21 protein-coding genes and 1 pseudogene are annotated in these 26,036 nt (G+C 66.4%); 10 read left to right on the forward strand and 12 right to left on the reverse strand.

The features are described from left to right. Together BLR75_RS07070 and BLR75_RS07075 are read left to right on the forward strand one after the other, a co-directional pair. Positions 1-1,131: an HlyD family secretion protein gene (locus BLR75_RS07070; protein ID WP_084311897.1), complete on the forward strand. Its 1,131-nt coding sequence runs from the start codon at positions 1-3 to the stop codon at positions 1,129-1,131. Next, the gene (locus BLR75_RS07075; protein WP_084311896.1) at positions 1,121-2,146 is read left to right on the forward strand and encodes a DUF2955 domain-containing protein; all 1,026 of its coding nucleotides are present in this window, start codon (positions 1,121-1,123) and stop codon (positions 2,144-2,146) included. Before BLR75_RS07070 ends, BLR75_RS07075 begins: the two co-directional genes overlap by 11 nt. Here the strand turns inward: BLR75_RS07075 and BLR75_RS07080 are convergent. From BLR75_RS07080 to BLR75_RS07110, 7 genes and pseudogenes are all read right to left on the reverse strand, one after another. Then, entirely contained in the window at positions 2,136-3,179 is a 1,044-nt protein-coding gene (locus tag BLR75_RS07080) for a GlxA family transcriptional regulator (RefSeq protein WP_084311895.1), read from the reverse strand. The two genes, BLR75_RS07075 and BLR75_RS07080, sit on opposite strands and share 11 nt — an antisense overlap. A gap of 45 nt (positions 3,180-3,224) precedes the next feature. Continuing rightward, the gene (locus BLR75_RS07085) at positions 3,225-4,574 is read right to left on the reverse strand and encodes an MmgE/PrpD family protein (RefSeq protein WP_084311894.1); all 1,350 of its coding nucleotides are present in this window, start codon (positions 4,572-4,574) and stop codon (positions 3,225-3,227) included. A 69-nt stretch (positions 4,575-4,643) separates the two neighbouring features. Continuing rightward, a complete protein-coding gene (gene proX, locus BLR75_RS07090) occupies positions 4,644-5,603 on the reverse strand; it encodes a glycine betaine/L-proline ABC transporter substrate-binding protein ProX (RefSeq protein ID WP_425439000.1) in 960 nt (319 codons plus the stop codon). A gap of 140 nt (positions 5,604-5,743) precedes the next feature. Further along, positions 5,744-6,703: pseudogene (proW, locus tag BLR75_RS07095) on the reverse strand (glycine betaine/L-proline ABC transporter permease ProW); the annotation flags it as partial. Positions 6,704-6,740: 37 nt separating this feature from the next. Continuing rightward, complete coding sequence (locus tag BLR75_RS07100) at positions 6,741-7,913, reverse strand: quaternary amine ABC transporter ATP-binding protein (protein WP_084311891.1); 1,173 nt, start codon at positions 7,911-7,913, stop codon at positions 6,741-6,743. Between the two features lie 215 nt (positions 7,914-8,128). Beyond that, complete coding sequence (locus BLR75_RS07105) at positions 8,129-9,055, reverse strand: DMT family transporter (RefSeq protein WP_084311890.1); 927 nt, start codon at positions 9,053-9,055, stop codon at positions 8,129-8,131. Between the two features lie 86 nt (positions 9,056-9,141). Then, entirely contained in the window at positions 9,142-10,353 is a 1,212-nt protein-coding gene (locus tag BLR75_RS07110; RefSeq protein WP_084311889.1) for an aromatic ring-hydroxylating oxygenase subunit alpha, read from the reverse strand. A 217-nt stretch (positions 10,354-10,570) separates the two neighbouring features. On the opposite strand from BLR75_RS07110, the gene BLR75_RS07115 reads away from it, so the two are divergent. The 4 genes from BLR75_RS07115 to BLR75_RS07130 all read left to right on the forward strand — a co-directional run bounded on the left by BLR75_RS07115 (position 10,571) and on the right by BLR75_RS07130 (position 15,540). Further along, entirely contained in the window at positions 10,571-11,521 is a 951-nt protein-coding gene (locus BLR75_RS07115; RefSeq protein WP_084311888.1) for a LysR family transcriptional regulator, read from the forward strand. Between the two features lie 252 nt (positions 11,522-11,773). Continuing rightward, a complete protein-coding gene (locus BLR75_RS07120) occupies positions 11,774-12,664 on the forward strand; it encodes a dihydrodipicolinate synthase family protein (protein ID WP_084311887.1) in 891 nt (296 codons plus the stop codon). A 23-nt stretch (positions 12,665-12,687) separates the two neighbouring features. Next, complete coding sequence (locus tag BLR75_RS07125) at positions 12,688-14,016, forward strand: NAD(P)/FAD-dependent oxidoreductase (RefSeq protein WP_084311886.1); 1,329 nt, start codon at positions 12,688-12,690, stop codon at positions 14,014-14,016. A 21-nt stretch (positions 14,017-14,037) separates the two neighbouring features. Then, positions 14,038-15,540: an aldehyde dehydrogenase gene (locus tag BLR75_RS07130; RefSeq protein WP_084311885.1), complete on the forward strand. Its 1,503-nt coding sequence runs from the start codon at positions 14,038-14,040 to the stop codon at positions 15,538-15,540. Between the two features lie 314 nt (positions 15,541-15,854). On the opposite strand, the gene BLR75_RS07135 is transcribed toward BLR75_RS07130, so the two are convergent. Next, a complete protein-coding gene (locus BLR75_RS07135) occupies positions 15,855-16,718 on the reverse strand; it encodes a DMT family transporter (protein ID WP_084311884.1) in 864 nt (287 codons plus the stop codon). A gap of 342 nt (positions 16,719-17,060) precedes the next feature. Here BLR75_RS07135 and BLR75_RS07140 point away from each other — a divergent pair, with 342 nt between their 5' ends. Then, positions 17,061-17,606, forward strand: a complete 546-nt coding sequence (locus BLR75_RS07140) for a DUF4256 domain-containing protein (protein ID WP_084311883.1) — start codon at positions 17,061-17,063, stop codon at positions 17,604-17,606. A 157-nt stretch (positions 17,607-17,763) separates the two neighbouring features. Here the strand turns inward: BLR75_RS07140 and BLR75_RS07145 are convergent, their stop codons facing one another. Continuing rightward, complete coding sequence (locus BLR75_RS07145) at positions 17,764-18,423, reverse strand: glutathione S-transferase family protein (protein ID WP_084311882.1); 660 nt, start codon at positions 18,421-18,423, stop codon at positions 17,764-17,766. Between the two features lie 302 nt (positions 18,424-18,725). Between BLR75_RS07145 and BLR75_RS07150 the strand changes: the two genes are divergently transcribed. Next, positions 18,726-19,472 (forward strand): SDR family NAD(P)-dependent oxidoreductase, encoded by a 747-nt coding sequence (locus BLR75_RS07150; RefSeq protein ID WP_084311881.1) that lies wholly within the window; start codon positions 18,726-18,728, stop codon positions 19,470-19,472. Positions 19,473-19,560: 88 nt separating this feature from the next. On the opposite strand, the gene BLR75_RS07155 is transcribed toward BLR75_RS07150, so the two are convergent. Together BLR75_RS07155 and BLR75_RS07160 are read right to left on the reverse strand one after the other, a co-directional pair. Then, positions 19,561-20,316, reverse strand: a complete 756-nt coding sequence (locus BLR75_RS07155; protein WP_084311880.1) for an SDR family NAD(P)-dependent oxidoreductase — start codon at positions 20,314-20,316, stop codon at positions 19,561-19,563. 10 nt (positions 20,317-20,326) lie between these two features. Next, a complete protein-coding gene (locus BLR75_RS07160; protein ID WP_084311879.1) occupies positions 20,327-21,094 on the reverse strand; it encodes an SDR family NAD(P)-dependent oxidoreductase in 768 nt (255 codons plus the stop codon). Between the two features lie 262 nt (positions 21,095-21,356). Here BLR75_RS07160 and BLR75_RS07165 point away from each other — a divergent pair, with 262 nt between their 5' ends. Further along, a complete protein-coding gene (locus BLR75_RS07165; RefSeq protein WP_084311878.1) occupies positions 21,357-22,331 on the forward strand; it encodes a LysR substrate-binding domain-containing protein in 975 nt (324 codons plus the stop codon). Between the two features lie 449 nt (positions 22,332-22,780). On the opposite strand, the gene BLR75_RS07170 is transcribed toward BLR75_RS07165, so the two are convergent. Further along, positions 22,781-24,322: a nucleobase:cation symporter-2 family protein gene (locus BLR75_RS07170; RefSeq protein ID WP_084311877.1), complete on the reverse strand. Its 1,542-nt coding sequence runs from the start codon at positions 24,320-24,322 to the stop codon at positions 22,781-22,783. Between the two features lie 315 nt (positions 24,323-24,637). Between BLR75_RS07170 and BLR75_RS07175 the strand changes: the two genes are divergently transcribed. Beyond that, a complete protein-coding gene (locus BLR75_RS07175) occupies positions 24,638-25,996 on the forward strand; it encodes an 8-oxoguanine deaminase (RefSeq protein WP_084311876.1) in 1,359 nt (452 codons plus the stop codon). Positions 25,997-26,036: the final 40 nt, after the last annotated feature.

Genomic DNA, 26,036 nt, shown 5'->3' on the forward strand with positions numbered 1-26,036 from the left:
ATGAACGACGCATCCAGGCCGGACGCGCCAGCCCCGCAAGCCGCTCCGGCGGAGGAGCCCGCCGCCGCGCCCGACCGCAGCATCAGGGTGGTGCTCGCACTGATCCTGGCGAGCCTGCTGTGGTACCTGCTGGCCGACCGCTTCACCCCCTATACCCAGCAGGCGCGGGTGCAGGCCTATGTGGTGCCGGTCGCCGCCGAGATTTCCGGCCAGCTGAAGCGGGTCACCGTCGGCAACAACCAGGAGGTCAGGGCCGGCGACACCCTGTTCGAGGTCGACCAGGAACAGTACCGCATCGCCCTGGCCCGCGCCCGCGCCGACCTGGAAACCGTGCGCCGGCAGATCGGTGCCGGTACCGCCGGCATCGACGCGGCCCAGGCCGGGCTGGCGGCGGCCCAGGCCAACGAGCGCAAGGCGCGGCAGGACAGCGAGCGGTTGCAGCGGCTGTATCGGGAAGACCCCGGCACCGTCTCGGTGCGCCGCCTGGAAGGCGCACGGAACACGCACCAGCAGGCGATCAGCCAGGTGGCGGCGGCCCGCGCCGAAGTGCAGCGCGCCCGCGAGCAACAGGGCGGCCAGGAAAGCGAGAACGCCCAGCTGCGCAGCGCCGCCGCGGCGGTGGAGAAGGCCGAGCTGGACCTGGCCCGCACTGTGGTGCGCGCCGAGTCGGCCGGGCTGGTCACCGACCTGCGCACCGACGTCGGCCATTTCGTGAATGCCGGTAGCCCGGTCATGACCCTGATCACCATCCACGACCTGTGGATCAGCGCCGACCTGACGGAGAACAACCTCGGCCGCCTGCGGATCGGCACGCCGGTGCTGGTCATCCTCGATGCGCTGCCCGGCGAGGTGTTCCACGGGCGCATACGCAGCATCGGCCACGGCGTCAGCGTCGGCCAGCCGCCCCCGCCGGGCGCCCTGCCGACGGTGCAGAACAGCCGCGACTGGCTGCGCCCGGCGCAGCGCTTCCCGGTCATCGTCGAGTTCGACCGCGAGGAACTGGCGGAGATCGGCAACCTCCGGGTCGGCGGCCAGGTCGAGGTCATGGCCCTGCCCACCGAAGGCAATCCGCTGAACCTGCTGGGGCGCGTCTTCATGTGGCTGATGAGCTGGCTGTCCTATGCCTATTGACGCGCTGCGCCGCCGCCGCGCACTGCGCCTGGCCTGCGGCACCGCGCTGTGCCTGGCGGCCAGCTTCGGCCTGGCGCTGCCGGTCCCCGTGCTGGCGCCGGTATTCGCCCTGCTCCTGCTGGCCCTGCGCACCCAGCCGCTGCCGGTGCGGGCCGCGCCGGCACTGGCGATCCTGGTCATGGCCTGCAGCGGCAGCGGCCTGCTGCTCATTCCGCTGCTGCGCTACACCCCGGCCAGCGGGGTGCTGCTGGTGGGGCTGTGCCTGTTCCTCTGCTTCCGCTACGCCCAGCAGGGCGGCAATCCGCTGGTGGCGAACTTCCTGGTGATCGGCCTGACCATGATCTCCGCCGCCGGCGCCAGCGATTTCGGCCTGGCGCTGTCGGTGGTCGAGGCCATGGCCAAGGGCATGCTGCTGGCGGCCCTTTCCGTGGCGCTGGCGCATCGCCTGTTCCCCGAGCCGCCGGGCGCTCCGACACCGCCACCGCCGCCTGTGCCGGACGCGGCGGATGCCGCCTGGATCGCCCTGCGCGCCACGCTGATCGTGCTGCCGGCCTTTCTCCTGGCGCTCATCGCGCCGGACAGCTTCATGCCGCTGATCATGAAGTCGGTGAGCCTCGGCCAGCAGACCTGCGAGACCCGGGCCCGGCACGCCGCCCGCGAACTCGTCGGCTCCACCCTGCTGGCCGGCCTGCTGGCCATCGCGATCTGGAGCGCGCTGAGCATGTTCACCCACCTGTGGATGTTCTTCCTCTGGGTGCTGCTGTTCGCCCTGCTGCAGGCACGCCGGCTGTACGGCGTGGTCGCGACGCGGCAGAGCCCGGCGTTCTGGGTGGGCTGCCTGTCCACCATGCTGATCCTGCTCGGGCAATCCGTGCAGGACAGCATCGCCGGCCAGGATGTCTACCAGGCCTTCGCCGTGCGCATGGGCCTGTTCCTGCTGGTGTCGATCTATGCCAGCGGGATGCTCTACTGGATCGACAGCCGGCGCCGACGGACTCTGGCCGTCAGACCTTGAAATGGTTGCGCGCGCGGAACTGCCCCGGGGCGATGTCGAACTTCTCGCGGAAGCAGCGGTGGAAATGCGGCAGCGTGGCGAAGCCGCTGGCCACGGCGATCTCGATCAGCGACTTGTTCGTGTGCTGCAGCAGCTGGCGCGCGTGGGTCAGGCGCAGCTCCAGGTAGTAGCGCGGTGGCGAAGCGTTCACGTGGCGGCGGAACAGGCGCTCCAGGTGACGCCGGGAAATGCCCGCATAGCGCGCGATCTCGGTGATCTCGATGGGGTCCTCGATGTTCCGGTGCATCAGCTCCAGGGCCAGCTTGAGCGATTGCGGCAGGGTCGGGTCGAAGTCGATGGAGACCACCGAGACATCGACGATGTCCTTCATCTTGTCGCAGCTCAGCACTTCCTCCACGGCGTTCAGCAGCTCCTGGCCGGCGGTGTGGCGCAGCACGGCGAGCATCATGTCCAGCGAGCTGTTGGCGCCGGCGCAGCTGATCCGCTTGCGGTCGAGCACGTGGGCGTGGCTGGTCACCTTCACGTTGGGGAACAGCTCGGCCATCATCGCCCGGCCGTCCGGGTGGAAGGCGCATTCGTGGCCGTCCAGCAAGCCGGCCTCGGCGAGGAAATAGGCGCCGTTCCACAGGCCGCCGAGCACCGCGCCGGCCGAGTCGGCCCGGCGCAGCTTGGCCCGCAGCAGCGGGTCGCTTTCCAGGCGGACGCGGAAGCCGCCGCAGACCACGACGATGTCCTGCTGCTTCTCGTCCAGTTCGTCCAGGCGGCAGTCGGTGGAAATGGCGATCCCCAGGTCGCTCACGACCAGGTTGCTGTCGCTGTTGCCACCCACCACCTGCACCTCGAACAGCGTGGTCGAGCTCATGAGGTTGGCCGTCACCAGCGCATCCACCGCACCGGTGAAGGCCATCATCGAGAAATGCTCGCGCAGGACGAAGGCCACGCGGCGCACCGGCGTGGTCAGCCCGGCGCGGCTGGCCTTGTCCAGATGGGCCAGGTTCTTGCTCTTCAGCACGCTCTCGAATGAGGTTCTCATCGCTCGACTCGCTGGCGCCCGGGCGCCGGTTCAACAGCCATCTCGTTATCGCTGTCCTCTGTCACCGGAGAACAGCAGCGCGAACAATCTCTCACAATCGGGGCTGTCGGGAAGTGCCGCAACCGCCTCTTCGATTGCCCGGCGCGACGCTTCGTCCAGACTGATGCCGGCGAGCAGGTCGAATTTCGCGCGGAATTCCGCCTGGCTCATGGCGGTTGCCGGGTCGCCCCTGGCCGCGGTGACCGGGCTGGCGAAGGTCTGGCCGTCCTTGAGGGTGACCGAGACGATCGACAGGATTTCCCCGGGGAAGCGCGCGGAAAGCTCGTCGTTCTCGACTATCTCGATCCGGCGGCTGACGGCGAGGATGTCGGGGGCGTGGATCGCCTCCCCCGTCACCTCCAGCGGGCCGACCTGCCCGCGCACCACCAGCGCCGCCAGCGGGAAGGCCAGCGCGTACTGCGCCTCGTCGGCATTGGCTGGAGTATGCCCTTGCAGGCGCATGGATTCATGGAAGGTTTCGACCCGGATCAGCTCGATATCGCCACCGCGGATCTGCGGGTGCTCGGCCAGCAGCGCCGTCATCGCCGTGAGCGCCGGCTGCGCCCAGCGGCACACCGGCCAGGGCTTGAAGTACTGGGCGTCGATCTCCCAGCGTTCGCCCAGGTCCCGCCAGAAAGGCGCTACCTCTGCGTTTTCCACCGTCTCGGCCGGTGCGCCGGTGACGCCGGCCTCCGCCATCAGCAGCGCATTGAGGCCAGCGTAGGCCCCTGCCCCGTGGGCGTCGCGCAGCATCGAGGGATGATCGACCAGGCGCATCATCGGGCAGCGCGGACCGAAGTATTCGGCGATGCCCAGGGCATGGCGGAAGGTTTCCTCGTCCAGCCCCAGCAGGCGCGCGCCGCCACAGACGACGCCGATGCCGGAGAAGGCGCCGGAGGCGTGGTATTCGGGGGCCGTGGCCATCAGCGCAGCGCCGGCGCGCAGGGCGGTTTCGTAGCCGATGCAGAGGGCGCTGAGCAGCTCCTCGCCGCTCACCTCCCTGCCCTGTTCGCGGAAGGCATCCACCAGCGCCAGCAGGGCCGGCACCACGGTCGCCCCGGCATGGCCCTTGGAGGTGAAGTGGCCTTCATGGGCATCCAGGCTGTCGATGTTGAAGCCACCGGCCCAGGCGGCGCCGAGCGGATGCACCGCGCGGCCGTCGAACAGCAGGCGGCTGGCCAGGGCGCCCGCCGGGTAATGCGCCAGCGCATAACGCTTGAGGGTCTGGCTGGTGTGGTTGTCCCGCGCCCCGGCGGCGACGCCGAGGATGTCCAGCAGGCAGGTCTGCAGCAGCTCGCGGGTATGCGCCGGAGCCTGGCTGAAGTGGAAATCGCGGACGAACGAATAGAGCGACATGTGGGTACTCCACAGACGGAACTCGGGAAAGGGAAAGGCGGGTGCCCGGCCACGGGGCACCCCGGGCTATTACTTCTTGCTGACCTGGTTGCCGGCGGCGGCGCGGGATTCCTGCAGCCAGGCGTCGAACTGCTGACGGTGCGCGGCGACCCACTCGTCCGCATGGCGACGGACGTCGGCGGGCTTGTTCTCGCCGTTCTGCATCTTCAGGTTCTGCTGGCTCTCGTCAGCGGCGCTGATCTGCACCAGCGAGAGGAACTTCAGCGCGGCCGGGTTCTTCTCGGCGAAGTCCTTGTTCACTATCGCTTCCACCTTGTCGATGGCGAAGCCGAGGTTCTTGCCCTGGTAGGTGGTGTTCACGTCGTTCTTGCCGTCCGGCAGATCGGTGTAGGGCACCTCCAGCCAGACCACGTCCTTGCCCTCCACCAGCACGCCGGCGATCCACTGCGGCACCCAGGTGAAGTACAGGACCGGCTGGCCCTGCTTGTAGCGGGTGATGGTGTCCGCCATCAGCGCGAAGTAGGAGCCGCGGTTGTGGGTGACGGTCTTCTCCAGGTCGTATGCCTCGAGGTGGTGGTCGATCACCAGCTCGCAGCCCCAGCCGGGGTTGCAGCCGGTCAGGTCGGCCTTGCCGTCGCCGTCGATGTCGAACAGCTTGGCGATTTCCGGCTTCTTCAGGTCGGTCAGGTACTTGATGTTGTAGGCATCGGCGGTCTTCTTGTCGATCAGGTAGCCCTGCAGCACGCCGGGGATGACGTCGCCGGCCTTGACCAGGTTCTCGTCGCCGCCGACCTTCTGGTAGAAGTTGTCGTGCAGCTTGTCCCAGAAGTGCACGGTGAAGTCCGCATCGCCGTAGGACAGCGCGACCATCATCGCCGCGTATTCGGTTTCCTTGGGTTCCTGCACGTCATAGCCCAGCTCGCGCAGGCCGGCCATGGCCACCTCGCCGCGGAAGCGCTCCTCGGCGATCGGCGGGAAGATCGGGTTGACCTTGACGCCCTCGCCCGGCTTGTCCGCCGAAGCCGCCATCCCGTAAAGCGGCACCAGGCTCAGGGTGACCACGGAAGCGCATTGCCGAAACTTTCTGGTGAAGTCGAAGAACATCGTCGCGTACCTCTTGTTGTTTTACTGTGGTCCGACGGACCGCTGGGGATTCGCTTAGGAAAGGTTCACGCTGCCTTGCCGCGCGCCGGTTGGCTGCCGAACAGCCGCAGCACGAGGCCTACCGGACCGCTGTGGTACCAGCGCAGGCTCGGGTCGGAGTTGGTGCGTTCGCCCATCGCCTGGGTCAGGCGGTCGAGGAAGATCGCCAGCAGCACCAGCCCTACCCCGCCGACGGTCGCCAGGCCCATGTCCAGGCGGCCGATGCCGCGCAGGACCATCTGGCCGAGGCCGCCCACCGAGATCATCGAGGCGATCACCACCATCGACAGCGAGAGCATCAGCGTCTGGTTCAGGCCGGCCATGATGGTCGGCGTGGCGAGCGGCAGTTGCACGCGCATCAGCATCTGCCGCGGCGTGCAGCCGAAGGCGCGGGCCGCCTCGATCTTGTCCTCGGGCACCTGGCGGATGCCGAGGTTGGTCAGGCGCACCAGCGGCGGCACGGCGAAGACGATGGTCACCAGCACGCCGGGGACGTTGCCGATGCCGAACAGCATCACCACCGGCACCAGGTAGACGAACGCGGGAAGGGTCTGCATCGCATCGAGGATCGGCCGGACGATCTTTTCCAGCCGGTCGCTGCGGGCGGAAAGGATGCCCAGCGGCACGCCGATCAGCGCGCAGAAGAACACCGAGGTCAGCACCAGCGCCAGGGTGGTCATGGACTCGGACCACACGCCGATCAGGCCGAGCAGGGTCAGGGTCACCACGCACAGCCAGCCGATGCGCTGGCCGCCGATCTGCCAGCCGAGCAGGCCGGACAGCAGGATGCCGATGGACGGAGGAATGCTCTGCAGGACGTATTCGAAACCGTTGAGGACCTGGTCGATGGGCCAGCGGATGGCGCGGAACACATCGCGGAAGTTGTGCACCAGGTAGTTGAGGGTGTTTTCCACCCAGTCGCCGAGGGGAATCGTGGCGCTCTGGAAGGGATCGAGGAGACTGAATTCGGACATGCTGGATACCTGCTCTAAGAAGTTGCGGCTCTGGCGAACCTGACGACGCTCAGTGGCGGCTCAGGGTGTGCAGCAGCTGATTCTTGGAAATGGTGCCCTTGAGGGCGCCTCCGCGGTCCAGGACCGGTACCGGATACGGCAGCGTCGCGACGATATCCAGCACGTCATGCAGGGGGGTGTCGGTGTAGACGGGGCTCTGCTGGTACAGGCTGAGCTGTTCGCCCGGCAGGGTGTCGTCGACGCTGCCGGATTCGTTGGTGCCTACCACGCTGAGCAGCTGGCCGCGCTCGTCGACCAGGTAGCCGTAGGGCACGCCCGCCTTGAAGTGCGGCGCCTTGCCGTTGACCCGGCAGACCACGTCCGGGTCGAGCTGGGCGACGTCGCCGGCCTTGAGCACCCGCGAGCTGTCGAAGCCCTTGAAGAAGGTCTCCACGTACTCGTTGGCGGGGTGGTTGATCAGTTCCTGCGGGGTGCCGATCTGCACCACCCGTCCGCCTTCCATGATCGCGATGCGATGGCCGATGCGGATGGCTTCCTCGATGTCGTGGGAGATGAAGATGATGGTGCGCTGCTGCTCGGCCTGCAGGCGGATCAGCTCGCCCTGCATTTCGCTGCGGATCAGCGGGTCGAGGGCGGAGAACGCCTCGTCCATGAGCAGGATGGTGGGGTCGTTGGCCAGCGCGCGGGCCAGGCCGACGCGCTGCTGCATGCCGCCGGAGAGCTGGTGCGGATAGCTGTTCTCGTGGCCGGCCAGGCCCACCTGGCGCAGTGCCTCGGCGGCGCGGGCGTGGCGTTCGCTTTCGGCCACGCCGGAAATCTCCAGGCCGAAGGCGGTGTTCTCCAGCACGCTCATGTGCGGCATCAGCGCGAAGGACTGGAACACCATGCCCATTTCCCTGCGTCGCACGTCGAGCAGCGCCTTGTCCGACAGGCCGGTGATCTCGCGGCCGTTCAGGTGGATGCTGCCGGAAGTCGGCTCGATCAGGCGGTTGAACAGCCGCACCATGGTCGACTTGCCTGAGCCAGACAGTCCCATGATGACGAAAATCTCGCCGCGCTTGACCGAGAAACTGGCGTCGAAGACCCCTACGACATGACCGGTCTTGCGGAAAATCTCATTCTTGTCGGCACCCTTGCGCAACATCTCCATGGCGACTTCCGGATGGGGTCCGAATACCTTGAAGATGTTCTTCACCGAAAGAATATCGTCAGCCTGGCTCATACAACCCTCTTTGTTATCTTTATGACGGATCAGTCAACTTCGTACTTTTCACATGTATTGCGACAAGTACGAGATAGGCCGGATATATGCCGGCGTGCAGAAATTCCTGCTCTTCAAAATCGGCTCCATACATGGCGCCGCACTGCACCTTCAAATTAGGATTTGGTTATCCCAGCGTCCAACGACATTTGTTCGCCCTTAACCATAACTTCATGTTATCGGTTGCGAGTCGCGTCTCCCGGCACGCTGTCCGCGCCCTGTTCTCCCCCGCCCTGGCGGGCCAGGAACACGGCGGCGAGCATCACCATCAGCCCGCCGCAGAGCATGGCGACGGTGAGCCGCTCGCCCATGAACAGCACCGCGATGGTCACCGCCACCACCGGTTCCACCGTCGACAGCGTGGCCGCCGCCGAGGAGCCTATGCGCGGCGAACCGGCGAGGAAGGCCGCGACCGGCACCAGGGTGGCGAACAGCGCCAGCCCTGCCGTTCCCCACCATCCCGCGCCCGTGGCCGGGAACGCCGCACCGCGGAACAGCGCCGCCACGGCGAAGGTCAGCGCGCAGCCGAGCAACAGCATGGCCGCCGAGGCCAGCGGGTCCTCATGGCAGATGCGGTGGGTGCCGTAGATGATCGACGCGCCGTAGCACATCGCCGCGAACAGCGCCCAGAGCGCGCCCAGCGATGCGCCGGACAGGCTCAGCCCGGTCGCCAGCAGCACCCCGCCCAGCGCCAGCACCAGGCTGGCCAGCTTGAGCGCGCTGGTGCGCTCGCCCAGGCAGGCGATGGAGACCACCGTGACGAAGGCCGGGAAGGTGTACACCACGATGATCGCCAGGCTCACCGAGGTCGAACGGCAGGCGTTGTAGTAGCCCAGCGCCGCGAGCCCGTAGCCGACGCCCAGCAGCAGGTTCTGCCGCGCCAGCCGGCCGCTCGGCAGCGGTATCCCGCGCCAGCGCAGGAATGCCAGCAAGGCCAGCGCGGCGATGGAGAAGCGCGCCAGCAGCAGGCCCACCGGATCGGCTCCGCCGGCATAGGCGTACTGGGCGAAGAACGGCTGCAGGCCGTAGCAGAACGCCGCCAGCAGCACCAGGCAGAAGCCCCGGGCGTGTCCGTCGCGAAGAGAAGAGGAATGTGATTGCATCGTTGCTTCCTGGGCCATGGACGAAAAAACCCCGTTTCACCGGAGCGGTGAAACGGGGTCGCAGCGAGGAAAGGCGGTGCGGGAAATCAGTCCGCCAGCCGGCGGCGCATGGTCTCGCAGTACCAGTCGACGAACTGGCAGACGCCGTTCTCCGCGATCGCCGAGTACGGGCCGGGCACGTAGGCCGGCGAGGTCACGCCAGCCTGCGCGCCTTCCACCAGGCGGCGGTCCTGGTCGTTGGTGGCGACCCAGACCCGGGTCAGGCGGTCGAGGTCGTAGTCGATGCCTTCCTGGGCGTCCTTCGGCACCAGCCACCTGGTGGTCACCAGGGTCTCGTTCGGCCCCTGGGGCAGCACGCGGAAGCTCAGCGCGTGGTCGCCGAGGAAGTGGTTCCAGGTGGACGGATAGTTGAAGTACAGCAGCGCGCCGATGTTGTCCGCGCCGCTCCTGTCGAGGCGCCGCGCCACCGCCGGCTTGCCGTCCATGGTGTAGCTCACCGCGCCGGCGGACAGCGGAATGCGCGTCATGCGGAACTGCCCGTCTTCGTCCATCACCAGGCGGCTGGGCAGGCCGGCGGCTTCGCAGCGATCCCAGTGCGCCACCAGCTCCGGGTCTTCCTCGCCGCCCACGCCCGCCACCGAGAGGTTCTCGACGAAGGAGTTGAGCAGTTCCGGATGGGTGCCCTCGCAGTGGTAGCACTCGCGGTTGTTCTCGAAGACCAGCTTCCAGTTGCCGCGCTCGATCAGGTTGGATTCGAACGCGACCTTGCAGTCTTCCAGGTTGTGCGGGGTGATGAAGGGCGAAACCGCCTTGCGGAATTTCTCGAAGTCCGGCGCCTTCTCGGCCACGCAGACGTAGATGTAGGTGTTCACCACTTCGCAATGGGCAGGCTTCAGGCCGTACTCGGCCACATTGAAGTCGGGGCCCATGTTGCCGGCGAAGAGCAGCTTGCCGTCCAGGTCGAAGACCCACTTGTGGTACGGGCAGACCAGCTTGGCGACCTTGTCGCTGTTCTCGGTGCAGACCTTGGAGCCGCGGTGCCGGCAGGCGTTGTGGAAGGCGCGCACCTGGCCGTCGCCGCCGCGTACCACCGCGATGGGGTAGTCGCCGATCTGCAGGGTGAAGTACTGGCCGGGCTTTTCCAGCTCGAAGGTATGGCCGGCGAAGATCCATTCCCTGTGCCAGATCTGCTCCAGGTCCTGGCGGTAGACTTCCGGCGAGCTATACACCGCCCCGGGAAGCGCATGGCGCTGTTCGCGCTGGTGGATGAGGTCTATCACAGCAATTTTGTTGTCCATTGTTATTTGCACTCCGGAGCAGGCTCGGTGGTTTGTCGGTGCATTCTCTGGCCGGCGAAGGATGGAACCGAAAAGCCGGGCTTCTGCGCTTCCGCCCTTTTCGGCTACCCTCCGTCGGCAGCGATCATTTCACCGCGATTGCAATAAGCGCAGTCTAGGGCGGCCCCGTCCGCGGACTGAATCGACTTTTTATTGAGGTTCTTGATTACCTGTCGTTATGGTTAAGCACACCGAACCCGATCAGACCCTGATCAAGATGCCGTCGTTGCGCGCCGTGAAATCCTTCGTCGCCGCGGCCAAATACCAGAACTTCACCCGCGCGGCCGAAGCCCTGTGCGTGACCCAGGCGGCGATCAGCCGGCAGATCCGCGAGCTGGAAACCTACCTCGGCGCCGAGCTGTTCAAGCGCGTCGGCCGTGCCGTGGAACTCACCGCCGCCGGCTCGATCTTCTTCGATGCGGTGCAGCTGTCGTTCGTCAACATCGCCCAGGCCGCCGAGCGCATCCGCAGCCACAGCACCAGCAAGCGCGTGCTCACCCTGTGCTGCTCGCCGGCCTTCTCCGCGCTGTGGCTGGCCCATCGGCTGCCGGACTTCTTCAGCACGCACCCGGACGTGGACCTGAACCTGATCACCACGCAGAACTTCCTGTCCATGGAACCCGGCGTGCGCCCCGACATCTTCATCACCAAGATGGCGAAGATCCGCGAGGGCTACCGCAGCTATCCGCTGATGCACGACGTGATCTACCCGGTGTGCACGCCGAAGTACCTCGACGAGCATCCGGAGCTGCGCAGCCTGGAAGGCCTGCGCGACAGCGTGCTGCTGAACCTCAGCCCCTACGGCCGCTCGCAGGTGGCCGAACACGTCGACTGGAGCGTCTGGCTGGCCTTCCATGACATCGACATCGAGACGCGCAAGGCCAACGCCCCGCACTTCTTCAACGCCAACGACTACAACCTGCTGATCCAGATGGTCCTCAGCCACCAGGGCGTCGCCCTCGGCTGGAATCACCTGGTCGGCCATCTGCTCGAACAGGGCCTGCTGGTCCGGCCGGTGGAGCAGGAAATGGTGCTCAAGGACAGCCTGCACTACCTGACCTTCAACGAAGACAAGGAAGACGACGAGGCCTGCTGCCGCCTGCGCGACTGGCTGCTCGCGCAGTTCTGATTACCGGGCGTTATTGTTTGTCCGCAGTTTTAATTGCGAATTCCGGAAGTTGTGGCTTGTTAATATCGGCCGCACCAGTCTGCCCAGAAAAAAAGAACCTGCCTTGTGCAGGTTTTTTATTTTCCGCCAATAAATTCATAACCCCCGCTCATTGATTGCCATCCTTAAATGTTGCTTGTTGACCACGGAAGCGCGTCATTAATCTTCAAGCCGAAATCCTCAACAAGAACAACTTTTCGGCTAGGTGATTACATGAACTTTGATGGTATCTGGACCCCCGTCGTTACGCCCTTCGCCCAGGACGGTTCCATCGACTTCCCTGCCCTCTCCCCGGTGGTCGAGCGCCTGATCGGCGACGGCATCAACGGCCTGATCATCGGCGGCACCACCGGCGAGTACTACGCGCTGAGCAATGGCGAACGCAAGCAGCTGTTCGACGCGGTCGCCGAACTGGCCGGCGGACGCATCCCGCTGATGGCCGGGATCAACTCGACCACCACCGACGAATCCCTCGACCTCGGCCGCTACGCCAAGTCGGCCGGCTTCGACTGCATCCTCCTCGCCGCGCCCTACTACTGCCAGCCGACCCAGGAAGAACTGCTCGCCCACGCCCGCACGGTGGACGATGCCCTCGACCTGCCGACCATGCTCTACAACTTCCCGGCCCGCACCGGGACGCCCATGAGCTTCGAGTTCATCGACGCCCTCAAGGACCGCCCGAACTTCCAGGCGATCAAGGAAAGCACCGGCTCCATCGAGCGCATGCACGCCCTCACCCAGGAGTACGCCGGCCAGTTGCAGACCAGCTGCGGCATGGACGACCAGGTGCTGGAGTTCTTCACCTGGGGCGCGCGCAGCTGGGTCGCCGGCGCCTCCAACTTCCTCGCTCCCGAGCACGTCGCGCTGTACCGCGCCTGCGTGGTCGAGCAGGACATGATCGCCGGCCGCGAACTGGCCAGCCGCCTGCTGCCGATGCTCAACCTGCTCGAACAGGGCGGGAAGTTCTGCCAGTACATCAAGTACGGCTGCGAACTAGCCGGCCTGCCGGTGGGCAACACCCGCCGTCCGCTGCTCCCCCTGAATGAGCAGGAAAAGGCCGCCTTCGCGCGCACCTACGAGCAACTGGTCGCCCATCGCGGTTAGTTCGCGGTCACTGGAGGTGCCCCATGCAGCTGCAATGCAATTTCCTGCCGCAGAACGACGGTCGCTGCGGCTGGTACGAAACCCTGCCGCCGCCGCCCCCCGGTACGTCGCTGCGCGGCACCGTGCAGGCCGACTGGGTGGTGCTCGGCGCCGGCCTCGCCGGCCTGGCCGCGGCGCGCCGGCTGGCGGAGCTGCAGCCGGACGCCTCGATCGTGCTCATCGACGCCCGGCGGGTCGGCTTCGGCGCCGCCGGACGCAACTCGGGCTTCATGGTCGACCTGCCCCATGACCTGACCTCGCACAGCTACACCAGCAGTCAGGAGGCCGACCAGAAGATCATCCGCCTCTGCCGCGGCGCCATCGACTACGTGCGCGACATCGTCAGGAAGCACGACATCGATTGCGACTGGCGCGAGCAGGGCAAGATCCACGGCGCGGTCAACGAGCGCGGCGCGCATTCGCTGGAGGAATTCGCCAGGGGGCTTTCCGCCCTCGGCGAGCCCTATCGCATGCTCGATGCCCGGGAGATGAAGGCCATCACCGGCAGCGACTTCTACCAGGCCGGCCTGCATGCCCCGCGCTGCGTGCTGGTCCAGCCGGCGGCGCTGACCCGCGGGCTGGGGCAGACCCTGCCGGAGAACGTCCAGCTGTTCGAGGACAGCCCGGTGCTGACCATCGAGGTCGGCAGGCCGCACGTGCTGACCACCGCGCAAGGCGTCGTCAAGGCCCCGCGCATGGTGCTGGCGAACAACGCCTACGCATCGACCTTCGGCGAGTTGGGCCTGAAGGGACGCATCCTGCCGGTGTACACCTACGCCAGCATGACCCGCCAACTCACCCCGCAGGAACTGCAGGTGCTCGGCGGCGACGAGTCCTGGGGCCTGATTCCCGCCGACCCGCTGGGAACCACGGTGCGGCGCCTGGCCAACGGACGCATCTGCATCCGCAATTCCTTCACCTACAACCCGCAGGTCCAGGCCAGCGCCGGCACCCTGGAACGGGTCCGCCGCGCCCACCGCAAGTCCTTCGAGAATCGCTTCCCGATGCTGCCCGGCGTCGAGTTCGAATACACCTGGGGCGGCGCCCTGTGCCTGGCGCGCAACTCCGGCTCGGTGTTCGGCGAGATCGCCCCGGCGGTCTACAGCGCGGTCTGCTGCAACGGCCTCGGCCTGACCCGCGGCACCATCTCCGGGAAGCTGATCGCCGAATACGCACTGGGCATGGACAGCGACCTGCTGCGCAGCATGCTGGAACAGCCCAAACCCTGCCGCAATCCGCCCGAGCCCCTGCTGGGACTTGGCGTGCGCTCGTCCATCGCCTGGAAGGAATGGACCGCCGGCGCAGAACTTTGAGACCCACTCTGGAGAACGACAATGAGCGACGCCCTCACCCGCAGCGCCATCGATGAACAGATCGAACGACTCGAATTGCGCACCCAGGCCTTCATCGGCGGACGCTTCGTCAGCGCCCGCTCCGGCGCCACCTTCGCCACGCTGAACCCGGCGACCGGCCAGGTGCTGGCCGAAGTCGCGGCCTGCGATGCCGAAGACATAGACGTCGCGGTCAAGGCCGCCCGCGCCGCGTTCGAAGCCGGCGTCTGGTCGAAGCTGGCGCCCGCCGAGCGCAAGGCGATCATGCAGCGCTTCGCCGACCTGATCGACGCGCACCGCCTGGAACTGGCGGTGCTGGAATCCCTGGAAGCCGGCAAGCCCGTCGGCGAATGCTTCGCCATCGACATCCCGGATACCGCCAACACCATCCGCTGGCACGCCGAGGCCGGCGACAAGCTGTACGACGCCATCTCGCCGTCCAGCCCTGGCAACATCGGCATGATCAAGCGCGAGCCGATCGGCGTGGTCGGTGCCGTGCTGCCATGGAACTTCCCCTGCATGATGGCCGGCTGGAAGCTCGGCCCGGCGCTGATCACCGGCAACAGCGTGATCCTCAAGCCGGCCGAACTGACCTCCCTGGCCACCCTGCGCCTGGCGGAACTGGCCCATGAGGCCGGCATTCCCGCCGGTGTGCTCAACGTCGTCCCCGGCCTCGGCCATACCGCCGGCAAGGCCATCGGCCTGCATCCGGACATCGACCTCGCCGCCTTCACCGGCTCCACCGAAGTCGGCCGGCTGTTCCTCGAATACTCGGCCAGGAGCAACCTCAAGCGCGTGGTGCTGGAATGCGGCGGCAAGAACCCGCAGGTGGTCATGGCCGATGCCGGCAACCTGGAGAACGTCGCCAGCAACGTGCTCAGCGCCGCCTTCTGGAACATGGGCGAGAACTGCTCGGCGGGCTCGCGCCTGATCGTGCACCGCTCGATCAAGGACGCCCTGCTCGACGAGCTGGTTCGGCAACTGCAGGACTGGAAGACGGGCGACCCGCTCGACCCATCCGTGCGTCTCGGCGCGCTGATCGAACAGGCGCACATGGAGAAGGTGCTCGGGCATATCGAACAGGCCAGGGCCGAAGGCGCGCGCCTGGTGACCGGCGGCGTGCGGCTGCATCAGGACAGCGGCGGCTACTTCGTCGCTCCGACCATCTTCGACGGCGTGACCAATGCTTCCTCCGTCGCCCGCGAAGAGATCTTCGGCCCGGTGCTGGCGGTGATCACCTTCGACAGCGAGGAAGAAGCCATCGCCATCGCCAACGACACCTGCTACGGCCTCGCCGCCTCGCTCTGGACCGACAACATCAACACCGCCCACCGCGTGTCCTCGGCGATCCGCGCCGGCACCGTGTCGGTCAACTGCTTCTCCGAAGGCGACATCTCCACGCCCTTCGGCGGCTACAAGCAGTCGGGCTTCGGCGGCCGCGACAAGTCGGTCTATGCCCATGACCAGTACTGCGAACTGAAGACCACCTGGATTCAGCTCGCCTGAAAACGGCCACCCTGGGGAACTGCACGCTTTTTTGTAGGAGCGAGCTTGCTCGCGATCCGGTGTTTCCCCGGGTGATGGGGTGCCGGTAGAAACCATGGATCGCGAGCGAGCTGAGCTCCTACGAAGGGCGGCCATGGCCGCGCATGCGGTCCCGCAACGGTAGATGCCCAGCCTGGGGAACTGCATGCTTTTTTGTAGGAGCGAGCTTGCTCGCGAACCGGTGTTTCCCCTGGTGATGGGGTGCCGGTAGAAACCATGGATCGCGAGCGAGCTGAGCTCCTACGAAGGGCGGCCATGGCCCCGACCGATCTACCCTACGTTCTGCGACCAGGCCGGAAGACCATCGCCAGCCCGAGCAGAATCGCCGCCATTCCCGCAACGCCGAGCATCGACAAGGCGTTGCCGAGGAACAGGTAATCCATGACCGCGGTAACCACCGGCACCAGGTAGAACAGGCTGGTGACATTCACCAGGTTCCCCGCCTGGATCAACCGGTACAGCAGCAACTGCGCACCGACGGAAATCACCAGCCCCAGCCACAGCAGCGGGATGACGAAGCCCGCCACCCACTCCACCGCGAAGGGCTTGAACGGCACGAACAGCAGGCACAGCACCAGGCTGACCAGGTACTGCAGCGGCAATACGTCCTGCGGCGCCTGCCGGATGCGTTTCTGCAGGATCGCCCCGCTGGTCATGCAGGCCAGTGCCAGCAGGGCGAAGGCCACTCCCGTCGGGGAGAAATGCGCCTTCAGCAACCCCTGGAACACCACCAGCGCCAACCCGCAGAGCGCCAGGACCAGCCCGGCGAGCCGCGAGAGGGAGAAACCGCGTTCGACGATCAGCAGCGTCAGGATGGGTTGCACCCCCAGCACGGTCGCCAGCACACCCGGGGTGATGCCGTTTTCCAGCGCCAGGAAATAGCAGATCGAATAGCCGCCGATCAGCGCGAGGCCGGTCAGGGCGACCTGCCAGCCTGTGCCCGGTCGCGGCAACAGCCGGCGACGCAGGGCGGCGACGAACAGCAGTGCCAGCAGCGCCAGGCCGAAGCGCAGCGTGAGAATGGCGAATGCCGAACTGTGGTCGAGGCCCCAGCGCGAGAATATCGCACCGCTGCCCCAGAGCAGGACGAAAAGCGAGGTCGGGCCAAAGGTGGCCCAGGCGTTCCTGAAGATAGTCATGTGATACCTGTCCAGGTCGTTGAACGACGTCCGGGCGCAACTTCACCGTGCCGGGTGGCCGGCGGCGCGAGATCGGACGTGGATTTCGAGTGGGTCGTTAGAACGAATCAGCCGGCGGCGGCGGAGATGCCGGCGGCGGAGCGACCGAGGCAGGAGGGGGAGCGACGCTGGAAACGCACAGTGGCAGGCCGCCTGACTGGAGGTCAGGAGTCAGCGAGCGATGGAGTGCGTCATGGGACATGGGGGCGAGTCGTGAAGGTGAACGAGCGGCCAATCTAACCATGGCCGAAGCCTTCGTCAAACGATCGGGCTGCTATGTTGGTTAGCCAACGGAGGTGCAGCATGAATGCAGGACAACGCGAAGCGCTGGTGGAAACGCTGAAAGTGCGATTCGAAGGGAACATGGGCCGACATCAAGGCATCGACTGGTCGAGCGTGCAGGCCAGGCTGGAGTCAGCCCCGGAGAAACTGCGCGCCCTCGGCGAAATGGAGCGGACCGGCGGCGAACCCGATGTGGTGGGTCAGGACAGGGACACCGGCGCGTTCGTATTCGTCGACTGTTCCGCCGAAAGCCCGTCCGGGCGCCGAAGCCTCTGCTATGACCGCGCGGCGCTGGAATCGCGCAAGGAAAACAGGCCCGCCGACTGCGCGACGGACATGGCCGCGGCCATGGGCATCGAGTTGCTCACCGAAGACCAGTACCGCGACCTGCAGAAGCTGGGCGTCTTCGACATCCGCACCTCCAGCTGGGTACGAACGCCTCCCGCCATGCGCAAGCTCGGCGGCGCGCTCTTCTGCGACCGCCGCTATGACCGTGTCTTCGCCTATCACAACGGCGCGCAGTCCTATTACGCCGCGCGGGGATTCCGTGGTGCGCTGAAGGTCTAGTGGCCTGTACGGTTGATTCGGCAATTGAAGTTCGAGTGCCAGGGTTTGCCAGACAAGGCGCCGCGACGAGTCGTAGCAGGGCTACGGTGATGAGCGGCAACGCAGTATGGCGAAGCCTGGCGCCGAAATTGATTAGTCGAATCAGCCACACAGGCCACTAGTCCCGATCGGGCGCGCCGAGGGGAAACAGCGGGCGATAGGGCCTTGCCTCGTCCACCGCCCGGGCGAACGAGGGGCGGGCCAGCAGGCGCGAACGGTAGGCTCGCAGCACGGGATAGGCGTCGGAAATCGGCTGCGTCCAGTCGGCATAGAACAGCGATGGCGCCGCCGCGCAATCGGCCAGGCTGAACGTCTCCCCTGCCGCCCAGGTCCTGCCGGGCAGATGGCCTTCGAGCCAGGCGTAGGCCAGTTCCAGCTTCTCCACCGCGGTCGCGAGTGCCTCCCGGCGTTTGCTCGCATCGCCGGTCAGCGCCCCGCCGACCGCATGCTGCACCGGGCTCATCACGTGCAGATCGAAGAAGCGGTCGAGGAAGCGCACGTCCAGCGCCGCCAGCGGCTCGTCCGGCAGCAGGCGCACCGGCCCGCCATGGGTCAGCTGCAGGTACTCGATGATGATGCTGGTCTCGGCGACGCTGCGCGGACCGTCCAGCAGCAGCGGGAACTTGGCCAGCGGCCACAGGCGCAGCCAGTCCGCCGAGTGCTGCGGAGTGTCCGGCCCGATGCAGCGGAATTCGAAGGGGATGGCGTTCTCGTACAGCGCGATCAGGACCTTCTGCGTGTACGAGGAAAACGGATGACCGTAGAGAACGAGGGACATGGCGGCACCGCCTGTACGGGGCTGGAAATGGCGTCGACGTGCAGCCGACGGTTCTTCACGTCTGGCTCAGACTAGCCGCATTCGGGTATCCCGTCCGGACGCAGCGGCTGGAACGGTCCAGCCCGGGATCGACGGTCGAAATGACCTCGGTGGGTGCTAACGACCCTCCCGGCTCGTTGTCATCTTCACCATGATCGCCGTAAGTTATTGATCTGAAAGGCACAATTGGTGGCATGAAAACTGAGAGGAAGATGCCGCGCGGAGAACCGCGCTGACCATCACACCCCTCAGGAGAAAGACAGATGCCAAGCATTGAAAGCCACCCTCCCCTTGCCGTGGTCACCGGCGCCAGTTCCGGGATAGGTCTGGCGGTGACCGAGCGCCTGTTGCGCCAGGGCAATCGGGTACTGGCAATGGCCCGCAGCGGCGAGGCACCGCCGCAGTTGCTGGATCACCCCGGCGAGCGGCTGCACTGGCTGTCCGGCGACGTCACCGATGCGCAAGACCTGCAGCGGCTGGCGGAGTGTGCGCGCGAGCTGGGGCCGATCCATCATCTGGTCCCCAACGCCGGCATCGCCCGGCTGGCCGACGGACTGGATGGCGCTGCCTTCCAGCAGCAGTGGGAGGTCAACGGCGCGGGTGCGCTGAATACGCTCGCCGCGCTGCGCGACCAGCTGGCCCGCCCGGCATCGGTGGTGTTCATCGGCACCTTCCTGTCGCAGGTGACCTTCCCCGGCCTCGCCGCCTATATCGCCTCGAAAGCGGCGCTGAAGGCGCAGGCGCGGACCCTCGCAGTGGAGCTGGCAGCCGAGCGGATTCGCATCAACATGGTTTCCCCCGGACCGACTGCAACGCCGATCTGGGGCACCCTGGGTCTCGAAGCCGATGCGCTGGACGGAGTCGCCGCCGCCGTCAACCAGCGCCTGCTGGATGGCCGCTTCCTCGAACCGGGCGCCGTGGCCGACGCAGTCCTCTTCCTGCTGTCCGAGCAGGCGCGCGGCATCCATGGTCAGGATCTGGTCGTGGACAACGGCTACACGCTGCGCTGATCGCCACGACAGGGCCCGAGGCATTCCCGGGCCCTTCCACGCAGGCGCCGCACCGGCCATGAGCAGGCGCGGCCTGCCATTCGCAGCCTCAGAACGGCAACGGCAGCTTCGCGGTCCGACCGCCGTCCACGACTATCACCTGGCCGGTGATGAAGGCCGCATCGTCGCTGGCGAGGAACACCACGACGCCGCCGATGTCCTGCGGCTCGCCGGTACGCCCGACCGGATGCAGCCCGAGCAGTCCGGCGCGGGCCTGGGCGGGATCGGGCTGGGCGTCGATGTAGGCGTCGCTCAGGTCGGAATTGATCCAGCCGGGGGCGATGGCGTTGCAGCGGATGCCGTCGCGCCCCAGGTCCACCGCCATCGCACGGGTGAAGCCGTGCACGCCGGCCTTCGATCCGCAGTAGGCGGTGTGCCAGGGATTGGCGCCGATGCCTTCGATGGAGCCGATATTGACGATGCTGCCGCCGCCCCGCGCGCGCATCAGCGGCAGCAGCGCCTTGGCCAGGAAGACCGGGGCGCGCATGTTGACCGCCATCATCCGGTCCCAGTCGTCCTCGGTCATCTCGTCCAGCGACTGCTCGAACATGAAGCCGGCATTGTTGACCAGGATGTCGGCGCCGCCGAAGCGCCGCTCGACCTCCCGCGCGATGATGTAGGGCGCTTCGCGATCCGCCAGGTCGGCTTCGACCCAGGCCACCTGCGGGTTGGCGCCCAGTTCTTCATCCAGCGGCTGGCGCTGGGCGATCAGGACCCGCGCACCCGCCTGCAGCAGTTTTCCGCTAATCCCGCGGCCGATGCCGCGTCCGCCGCCGGTCACGACGGCCACCTTGTCGTTCAGCATCATTCTTTCCTCAGCCGGAAACCGGCTTGGCGCCGGTGACTTCGAGCGTCGCGCCGGCAACGTAGCGGGCCTGGTCGGAAGCCAGGAAGGCGATCACGTCGGCGATGTCCTCCGGCTCGGCGATGCGCCCCAGCGGCACGGTCCGGTTCAGCTCCTCGACGGCCTTGTCCGGATCGAGGCCGCGGCGTTCGAAGCCGGTGCGGATCATCGGCGTGTTGATTTCGTGCGGGCAGACGGCATTGACGCGAATGCCGAACGGCGCGCAGTCGCGGCCGAGGTTCTGCGAGAAGGCCGCCACCGCGCCCTTGCTGGTGCAGTAGGCGACATGGCCGGGCCCCGGATGGGTGCCCCACACCGAAGAGGTGTTGACGATGGCGCCGCCGCCACGCTTCTTCATGTGCGGGATGGCGGCGCGGCAGAGGAAGAACGCCGCGTTCAGGTTGACGTCCATGGCGGTGAACCACATCTCGTCGGTGGTTTCCTCGATGGTCCCGCGGGGAATGATGCCGGCATTGTTGAGCAGGATATCGACGCCGCCGAAGCGCTCCACCGCGCGGGCGATCACCGCTTCGCAATACTCCTTCTCGCGCAGGTTGCCGGCCAGGCAGTCGGCCTCGGCGCCCAGCTCGCGGGCCTGCTCGACCATGGCCTGGCAGCCGTCGGCATTGATGTCCGAGATCATCAGGCGCGCGCCTTCGGCGGCGAACAGCCGGACCAGCGCCTGACCGACGCCGCCGGCGCCTCCGGTGATCACGACGACCTTGTTTTCGAATCTCATTGTTCTTGTTCCTCTGGGTGGGTGACCTGAGGCCGATGATCGGGAGATGGCGGAGCGCTGACAAACGAGTTTTGCGCGGCATTCGCTTGCCTTTTTGTTAAGTGAAACCGCAACTCGACGTAGGGCGCATGACGCGCCAGCGTCATCCGCCAATGGCCTCAGCGCGGGAACGCTGGGGCGTTATCCGTCCGCGCCAGGAACTGCCATTTCCAGTTGCGCTCTGGTTAACTGTTCGCAGTGTCCGACTCATCAGGTATGCCCAATGAGCAACCTCAGGCATCTGCTCCCGCCACTGAATGCGCTGCGCACTTTCGAAGCCGCCGCCCGACATGGCAGTTTCAAGCTGGCGGCGGAGGAACTCTGCGTGACCCAGGCGGCGGTCAGCCGGCAGATCCAGACGCTGGAAGACTTCTACGGCCTGAAGCTGTTCCAGCGCGGCAACCGCAAGGTCCAGCTCACCAGCGACGGGCATGCGCTGTTCCTGGCGGCCTCCTCCGCCCTGCACCACATCGCCACGGCATCCCGCGACCTGCTGCGGCGCAAGAGCCAGGACTACCTGGCCCTGATCACCACCACCGCCTTCGCCCAGCTCTGGCTGCTGCCGCGGCTGAAGCGTTTGCGCGTCCAGCATCCCGAGCTTCAGCTGCACCTGATCAGCTCCGACGCGAACCCGGACTATCAGGAGAGCTTCAATGCCGCGGTGACCCTGGGGCTGGAGGAGCATCCGCACTACGTGGCGGAGTTCCTCTTCTCCGAAGAGATATTCCCGGTCTGCACCCCGGGCTTCCTCGAACAGCACCCGCAGATCGCGTCCCTTGAAGGCCTGACGAGCGTCACCCTGCTGAACCTCAGCGCCAGCCACTGGAAAGCCAGGCTCTGGGCGCCCGTCGACTGGGCGTTCTGGCTGAAGCAGTTCGGCTTCGACGCCGCGATGTGCAAGGAGACGATGGATTTCAGCCACTTCTCCATGCTGCTGGACGCGGTCCAGGAAGAAGTGGGCGTCGGCCTGGCCTGGCGCCATCTGGTGCAGCACCAGCTGGACTCGGGCAGGCTGGTCCGGCCGCTCGGCGAAACCTTCTTCGCCGACGACCGCAAGCACTACTTCGTCTGCCGCCGCGACCTGGCGGGTTCGACGGAAATGCGGATGCTTCGGGACTGGTTGCTGGCGGAGACGCAGGAATTGAGGGGGCGATCCAGCCATGGTGACGAGCAAGTCACGAGGGGCTCGCCCATGTAGGTCTGGTCATGAATCAGGCGTGATGCTCGAACAAAAAAGAAAGCCCGACACGCTGGTCGGGCTTCGAGATTCTAGTAGGTGGCCGGCGCTGGTCTCCGGCTTACAAGGTTTCTGAGGAATCTGGCGGAGGAGTGTCAACCCCCCTCCACTTCACGCGGCATATGGGGCAAATCTTGGTCTCGCCAGCCGTGTACCCCGGGAACGTGCCCCACGTCTCCTTGCTATCCACTTGCGCATCAGTCTGCGTTTTCACCTACTGAATTCAGGGTAGCAAAAGGCCCGGCGCACGGCCGGGACTTCTTAGACTGATTTCCTGCGGTTAGATGAAAGTCCGAATGGAAAAGAACTATCCAGCGGCGCAGTCCGATCGCTCGATCAGGTTTCCGGGATAACCGGATCTACCCCTGAACGAAAACGGCCCCGAAGGGCCGTCTCGTTCATGCATGGCGTCAGGTTTCAGCTGCCACCGTCTTCTTCAGGCTGGGTGGCGATATCTCGTCGTGCCCATGCTCGTGGTCGTCCCTGATCACGGGTACCTCGTTGCCATCCTTGTCGAACAGCTTGCCGTCGAGGAAGTAGTCGCCTTCGGCCAGTGCGGCGATGTCGCGGTAGCGCAGGGTGCGTTCCTCGGCGGCGACGAACACCGACTGCTGGTCCGAGTTGCCGGTCTTGAAGTGGTTGAACAGCAGGTTCAGCAGGATCGCCATGATGGCCGAGGAGCTGATCCCGGAGTGGAAGATGGTTTCCACCCAGCCCGGGAAGTTGTGATAGAAGGTCGGCGCCGCGATCGGCAGCATGCCGAAGCCCAGCGCGGTGGCCACGATCACCAGGTTCATGTTGTTGCGGTAGTCCACCTTCGACAGGGTGCGGATGCCGCTGGCCGCCACGGTGCCGAATAGCACCAGGCCCGCGCCGCCGAGCACCGCCGGCGGTACTGCGGCCACTACCCGCCCCACTACCGGCAGCAGGCCGAGGGTCACCAGGATCAGGCCGCCGGTGGCTACCACGTAGCGGCTCTTCACGCCGGTGACCGCCACCAGGCCGACGTTCTGGGCGAAGGCGCTCTGGGTGAAGGAACCGAATACCGGCGCGACGATGCTCGACAGCATGTCCGCGCGCAGGCCGTTGCCCAGGCGCTTGGAGTCCACCTTCGTGCCGATGATCTCGCCGACCGCGAGGATGTCCGCCGAGGTTTCCACCAGGGTCACCAGGATCACGATGCACATGGAGATGATGGCGGCCACGTGGAAGGTCGGCATGCCGAAGTGGAAGATCTCCGGCATGGCCAGCATCGGGCCCTCGGTCACCTTGGAGAAGTCGGTCATGCCCAGGGCGTAGGCGATGCCGGTGCCGATCACCATGGCCAGGAGGATCGACAGGCGCGAGATGGCGGCGCTGCCCAGCTTGCTCAGCAGCAGCACTATCACCAGGGTGACGGCAGCCAGGCCGATGTTCGCGGTGCTGCCGAAGTCCGGCGCCTTGCTGTTGCCGCCCATGGCCCAGCGCGCGGCCACCGGCATCAGCGTCAGGCCGATGGTGGTGATGACCACGCCAGTGACCAGCGGCGGGAAGAACCGGGTGATGCGCGAGAAGATGGGTGTGATCAGCAGGCCGATGACCGACGCGGCCATGACGGCCCCCAGCACCGCGGGAATGCCACCACCCTCGTAACCGGTAGTGAGAATCGCGAGCATGGTCGCCACGCCGGCGAAGGATACGCCCTGCACCAGCGGCAGCTGGCTGCCGAAGAAGGGAAGGCCGAGGGTCTGCAGCAGAGTGGCCAGACCGCCGGCGAACAGCGAAGCGGCGATCAGGGTGCCGATCTCGGCGGGCGACAGGCCGGCGGCCTGACCGAGGATCAGCGGCACGGCGACGATGCCGCCATACATGGTCAGAACGTGTTGCAGGCCGTACGCCAGGTTGGCGCCGATACCGAGGTTCTCGTCTTCCGGACGCTCTCCGGTGGACGCTACAGCTGAACGATCATTCATGGCTGGAGGACTCGCTTGTTTTTGTTGTACGAGGGGGCCGGAAAAAATGTACAACAGCCAAAATGAATTTGTATACAAGAATTGATTCAATAATCAGAACACGCTGATTTTCCTGCGATTATTTTGCTGGCAGGTGACGAACGGTTCCGCTGGCGCTACCATCCGTTCCACGCTTGACCGCGAGGTCAGTTCCCTGGCGGAACTGGATGCGGCGGCGGACCTGGATCAGCAGACAGGGTCAACACTGAGCTGGCTCTCTCAACCCAGGAGCCGGCTCGCCTCGCGCGCGGCTCCGCGACTGACGAGGACTCCTCCATGTCATCCCCGCGTCTCTGGCTGCGCAATCCGCTCGCCATCTTCACCGCCAACGACCTCGACGCCCGCGGCGGCATCGTCGCCCAGGACGGCCGCATCGTCGAACTGGTCGCCGCCGGCCAGCAACCTTCCCGCCCCTGCGAACAGACCTTCGACGCCAGCCGGCACGTGCTGACGCCCGGCCTGATCAACACCCACCACCACTTCTACCAGACCCTCACCCGCGCCTGGGCGCCGGTGGTGAACCAGCCGCTGTTCCCCTGGCTGAAGACCCTCTACCCGGTGTGGGCGCGCCTGACGCCGGACCAGTTGGCGCTGGCCACCAAGGTCGCCCTGGCCGAGCTGCTGCTCTCCGGCTGCACCACCGCCGCCGACCACCACTACCTGTTCCCGGACGGCCTGGAGCAGGCCATCGACGTGCAGGCCGGCGTGGTCGCCGAACTGGGCATGCGCGCCATGCTCACCCGCGGTTCCATGAGCCTGGGCGAGGCCGACGGCGGCCTGCCGCCGCAGCAGACCGTGCAGAGCGCCGAGGCCGTCCTCGACGACAGCCAGCGCCTCATCCGCGACTACCACCAGCGTGGCGAAGGCGCCCAGGTGCAGATTGCCCTGGCGCCCTGCTCGCCCTTCTCGGTGACTCCGGAAATCATGCGCGCCAGCGCCGAACTGGCCGAGCGCGAGGACGTGCGCCTGCATACCCACCTCGCCGAAACCCTCGACGAGGAAGACTTCTGCCTGCAGCGCTTCGGCCAGCGCACCGTCGACTACCTCGACAGCGTCGGCTGGCTCGGCCCGCGCACCTGGCTGGCCCACGGCATCCACTTCAACGACGAGGAAATCCGCCGCCTGGGCGAAGCCGGCACCGGCGTCTGCCACTGCCCCAGCTCGAACATGCGCCTGGCCTCGGGCATCTGCCCGACCCTGGCGCTGGAAGAAGCCGGCGCGCCGGTGGGGATCGGCGTCGACGGCTCGGCGTCCAACGATGCCTCCAACATGATCCTCGAAGCCCGCCAGGCCCTGTACCTGCAGCGCCTGCGCTACGGCGCCGAGAAGGTCACCCCGGAAGTGGCGCTGGGCTGGGCCACCCGCGGTTCGGCGAAACTGCTGGGCCGCAGCGACATCGGCGAACTGGCGCCGGGCAAGCAGGCCGACCTCGCCCTGTTCAAGCTCGACGAACTGCGCTTCTCCGGCAGCCACGATCCCCTCTCCGCCCTCCTCCTCTGCGGCGCCGACCGCGCCGACCGGATCATGATCGGCGGCAGCTGGCGCGTGGTGGACGGGGAAGTCGAAGGACTCGACCTGAAGGGGCTGATCGCGGATCACACCCAGGCCGCGCGGAAGTTGCTCGGAACCTTGTGACGCCCTGCGTTTGGGTGCTGTGTGGATGAAGCGGAATGCT

It is taken from the genome of Pseudomonas jinjuensis (genome assembly GCF_900103845.1).
Lineage (GTDB): Bacteria > Pseudomonadota > Gammaproteobacteria > Pseudomonadales > Pseudomonadaceae > Pseudomonas > Pseudomonas jinjuensis.

Coding starts and splice junctions, on each gene's coding strand:
- BLR75_RS07125 (WP_084311886.1), top strand. CDS start 12,688: ATGCAGCTGCAATGCAATTTCCTGCCGCAGAACGACGGTCGCTGCGGC.
- BLR75_RS07075 (WP_084311896.1), top strand. CDS start 1,121: ATGCCTATTGACGCGCTGCGCCGCCGCCGCGCACTGCGCCTGGCCTGC.
- BLR75_RS07110 (WP_084311889.1), bottom strand. CDS start 10,353: ATGGACAACAAAATTGCTGTGATAGACCTCATCCACCAGCGCGAACAG.
- BLR75_RS07080 (WP_084311895.1), bottom strand. CDS start 3,179: ATGAGAACCTCATTCGAGAGCGTGCTGAAGAGCAAGAACCTGGCCCAT.
- BLR75_RS07175 (WP_084311876.1), top strand. CDS start 24,638: ATGTCATCCCCGCGTCTCTGGCTGCGCAATCCGCTCGCCATCTTCACC.
- BLR75_RS07155 (WP_084311880.1), bottom strand. CDS start 20,316: ATGCTGAACGACAAGGTGGCCGTCGTGACCGGCGGCGGACGCGGCATC.
- BLR75_RS07130 (WP_084311885.1), top strand. CDS start 14,038: ATGAGCGACGCCCTCACCCGCAGCGCCATCGATGAACAGATCGAACGA.
- BLR75_RS07160 (WP_084311879.1), bottom strand. CDS start 21,094: ATGAGATTCGAAAACAAGGTCGTCGTGATCACCGGAGGCGCCGGCGGC.
- BLR75_RS07120 (WP_084311887.1), top strand. CDS start 11,774: ATGAACTTTGATGGTATCTGGACCCCCGTCGTTACGCCCTTCGCCCAG.
- BLR75_RS07150 (WP_084311881.1), top strand. CDS start 18,726: ATGCCAAGCATTGAAAGCCACCCTCCCCTTGCCGTGGTCACCGGCGCC.
- BLR75_RS07145 (WP_084311882.1), bottom strand. CDS start 18,423: ATGTCCCTCGTTCTCTACGGTCATCCGTTTTCCTCGTACACGCAGAAG.
- BLR75_RS07165 (WP_084311878.1), top strand. CDS start 21,357: ATGAGCAACCTCAGGCATCTGCTCCCGCCACTGAATGCGCTGCGCACT.
- BLR75_RS07085 (WP_084311894.1), bottom strand. CDS start 4,574: ATGTCGCTCTATTCGTTCGTCCGCGATTTCCACTTCAGCCAGGCTCCG.
- BLR75_RS07105 (WP_084311890.1), bottom strand. CDS start 9,055: ATGCAATCACATTCCTCTTCTCTTCGCGACGGACACGCCCGGGGCTTC.
- BLR75_RS07100 (WP_084311891.1), bottom strand. CDS start 7,913: ATGAGCCAGGCTGACGATATTCTTTCGGTGAAGAACATCTTCAAGGTA.
- BLR75_RS07135 (WP_084311884.1), bottom strand. CDS start 16,718: ATGACTATCTTCAGGAACGCCTGGGCCACCTTTGGCCCGACCTCGCTT.
- BLR75_RS07115 (WP_084311888.1), top strand. CDS start 10,571: ATGGTTAAGCACACCGAACCCGATCAGACCCTGATCAAGATGCCGTCG.
- BLR75_RS07170 (WP_084311877.1), bottom strand. CDS start 24,322: ATGAATGATCGTTCAGCTGTAGCGTCCACCGGAGAGCGTCCGGAAGAC.
- BLR75_RS07070 (WP_084311897.1), top strand. CDS start 1: ATGAACGACGCATCCAGGCCGGACGCGCCAGCCCCGCAAGCCGCTCCG.
- proX (WP_425439000.1), bottom strand. CDS start 5,603: ATGGCGGCTTCGGCGGACAAGCCGGGCGAGGGCGTCAAGGTCAACCCG.
- BLR75_RS07140 (WP_084311883.1), top strand. CDS start 17,061: ATGAATGCAGGACAACGCGAAGCGCTGGTGGAAACGCTGAAAGTGCGA.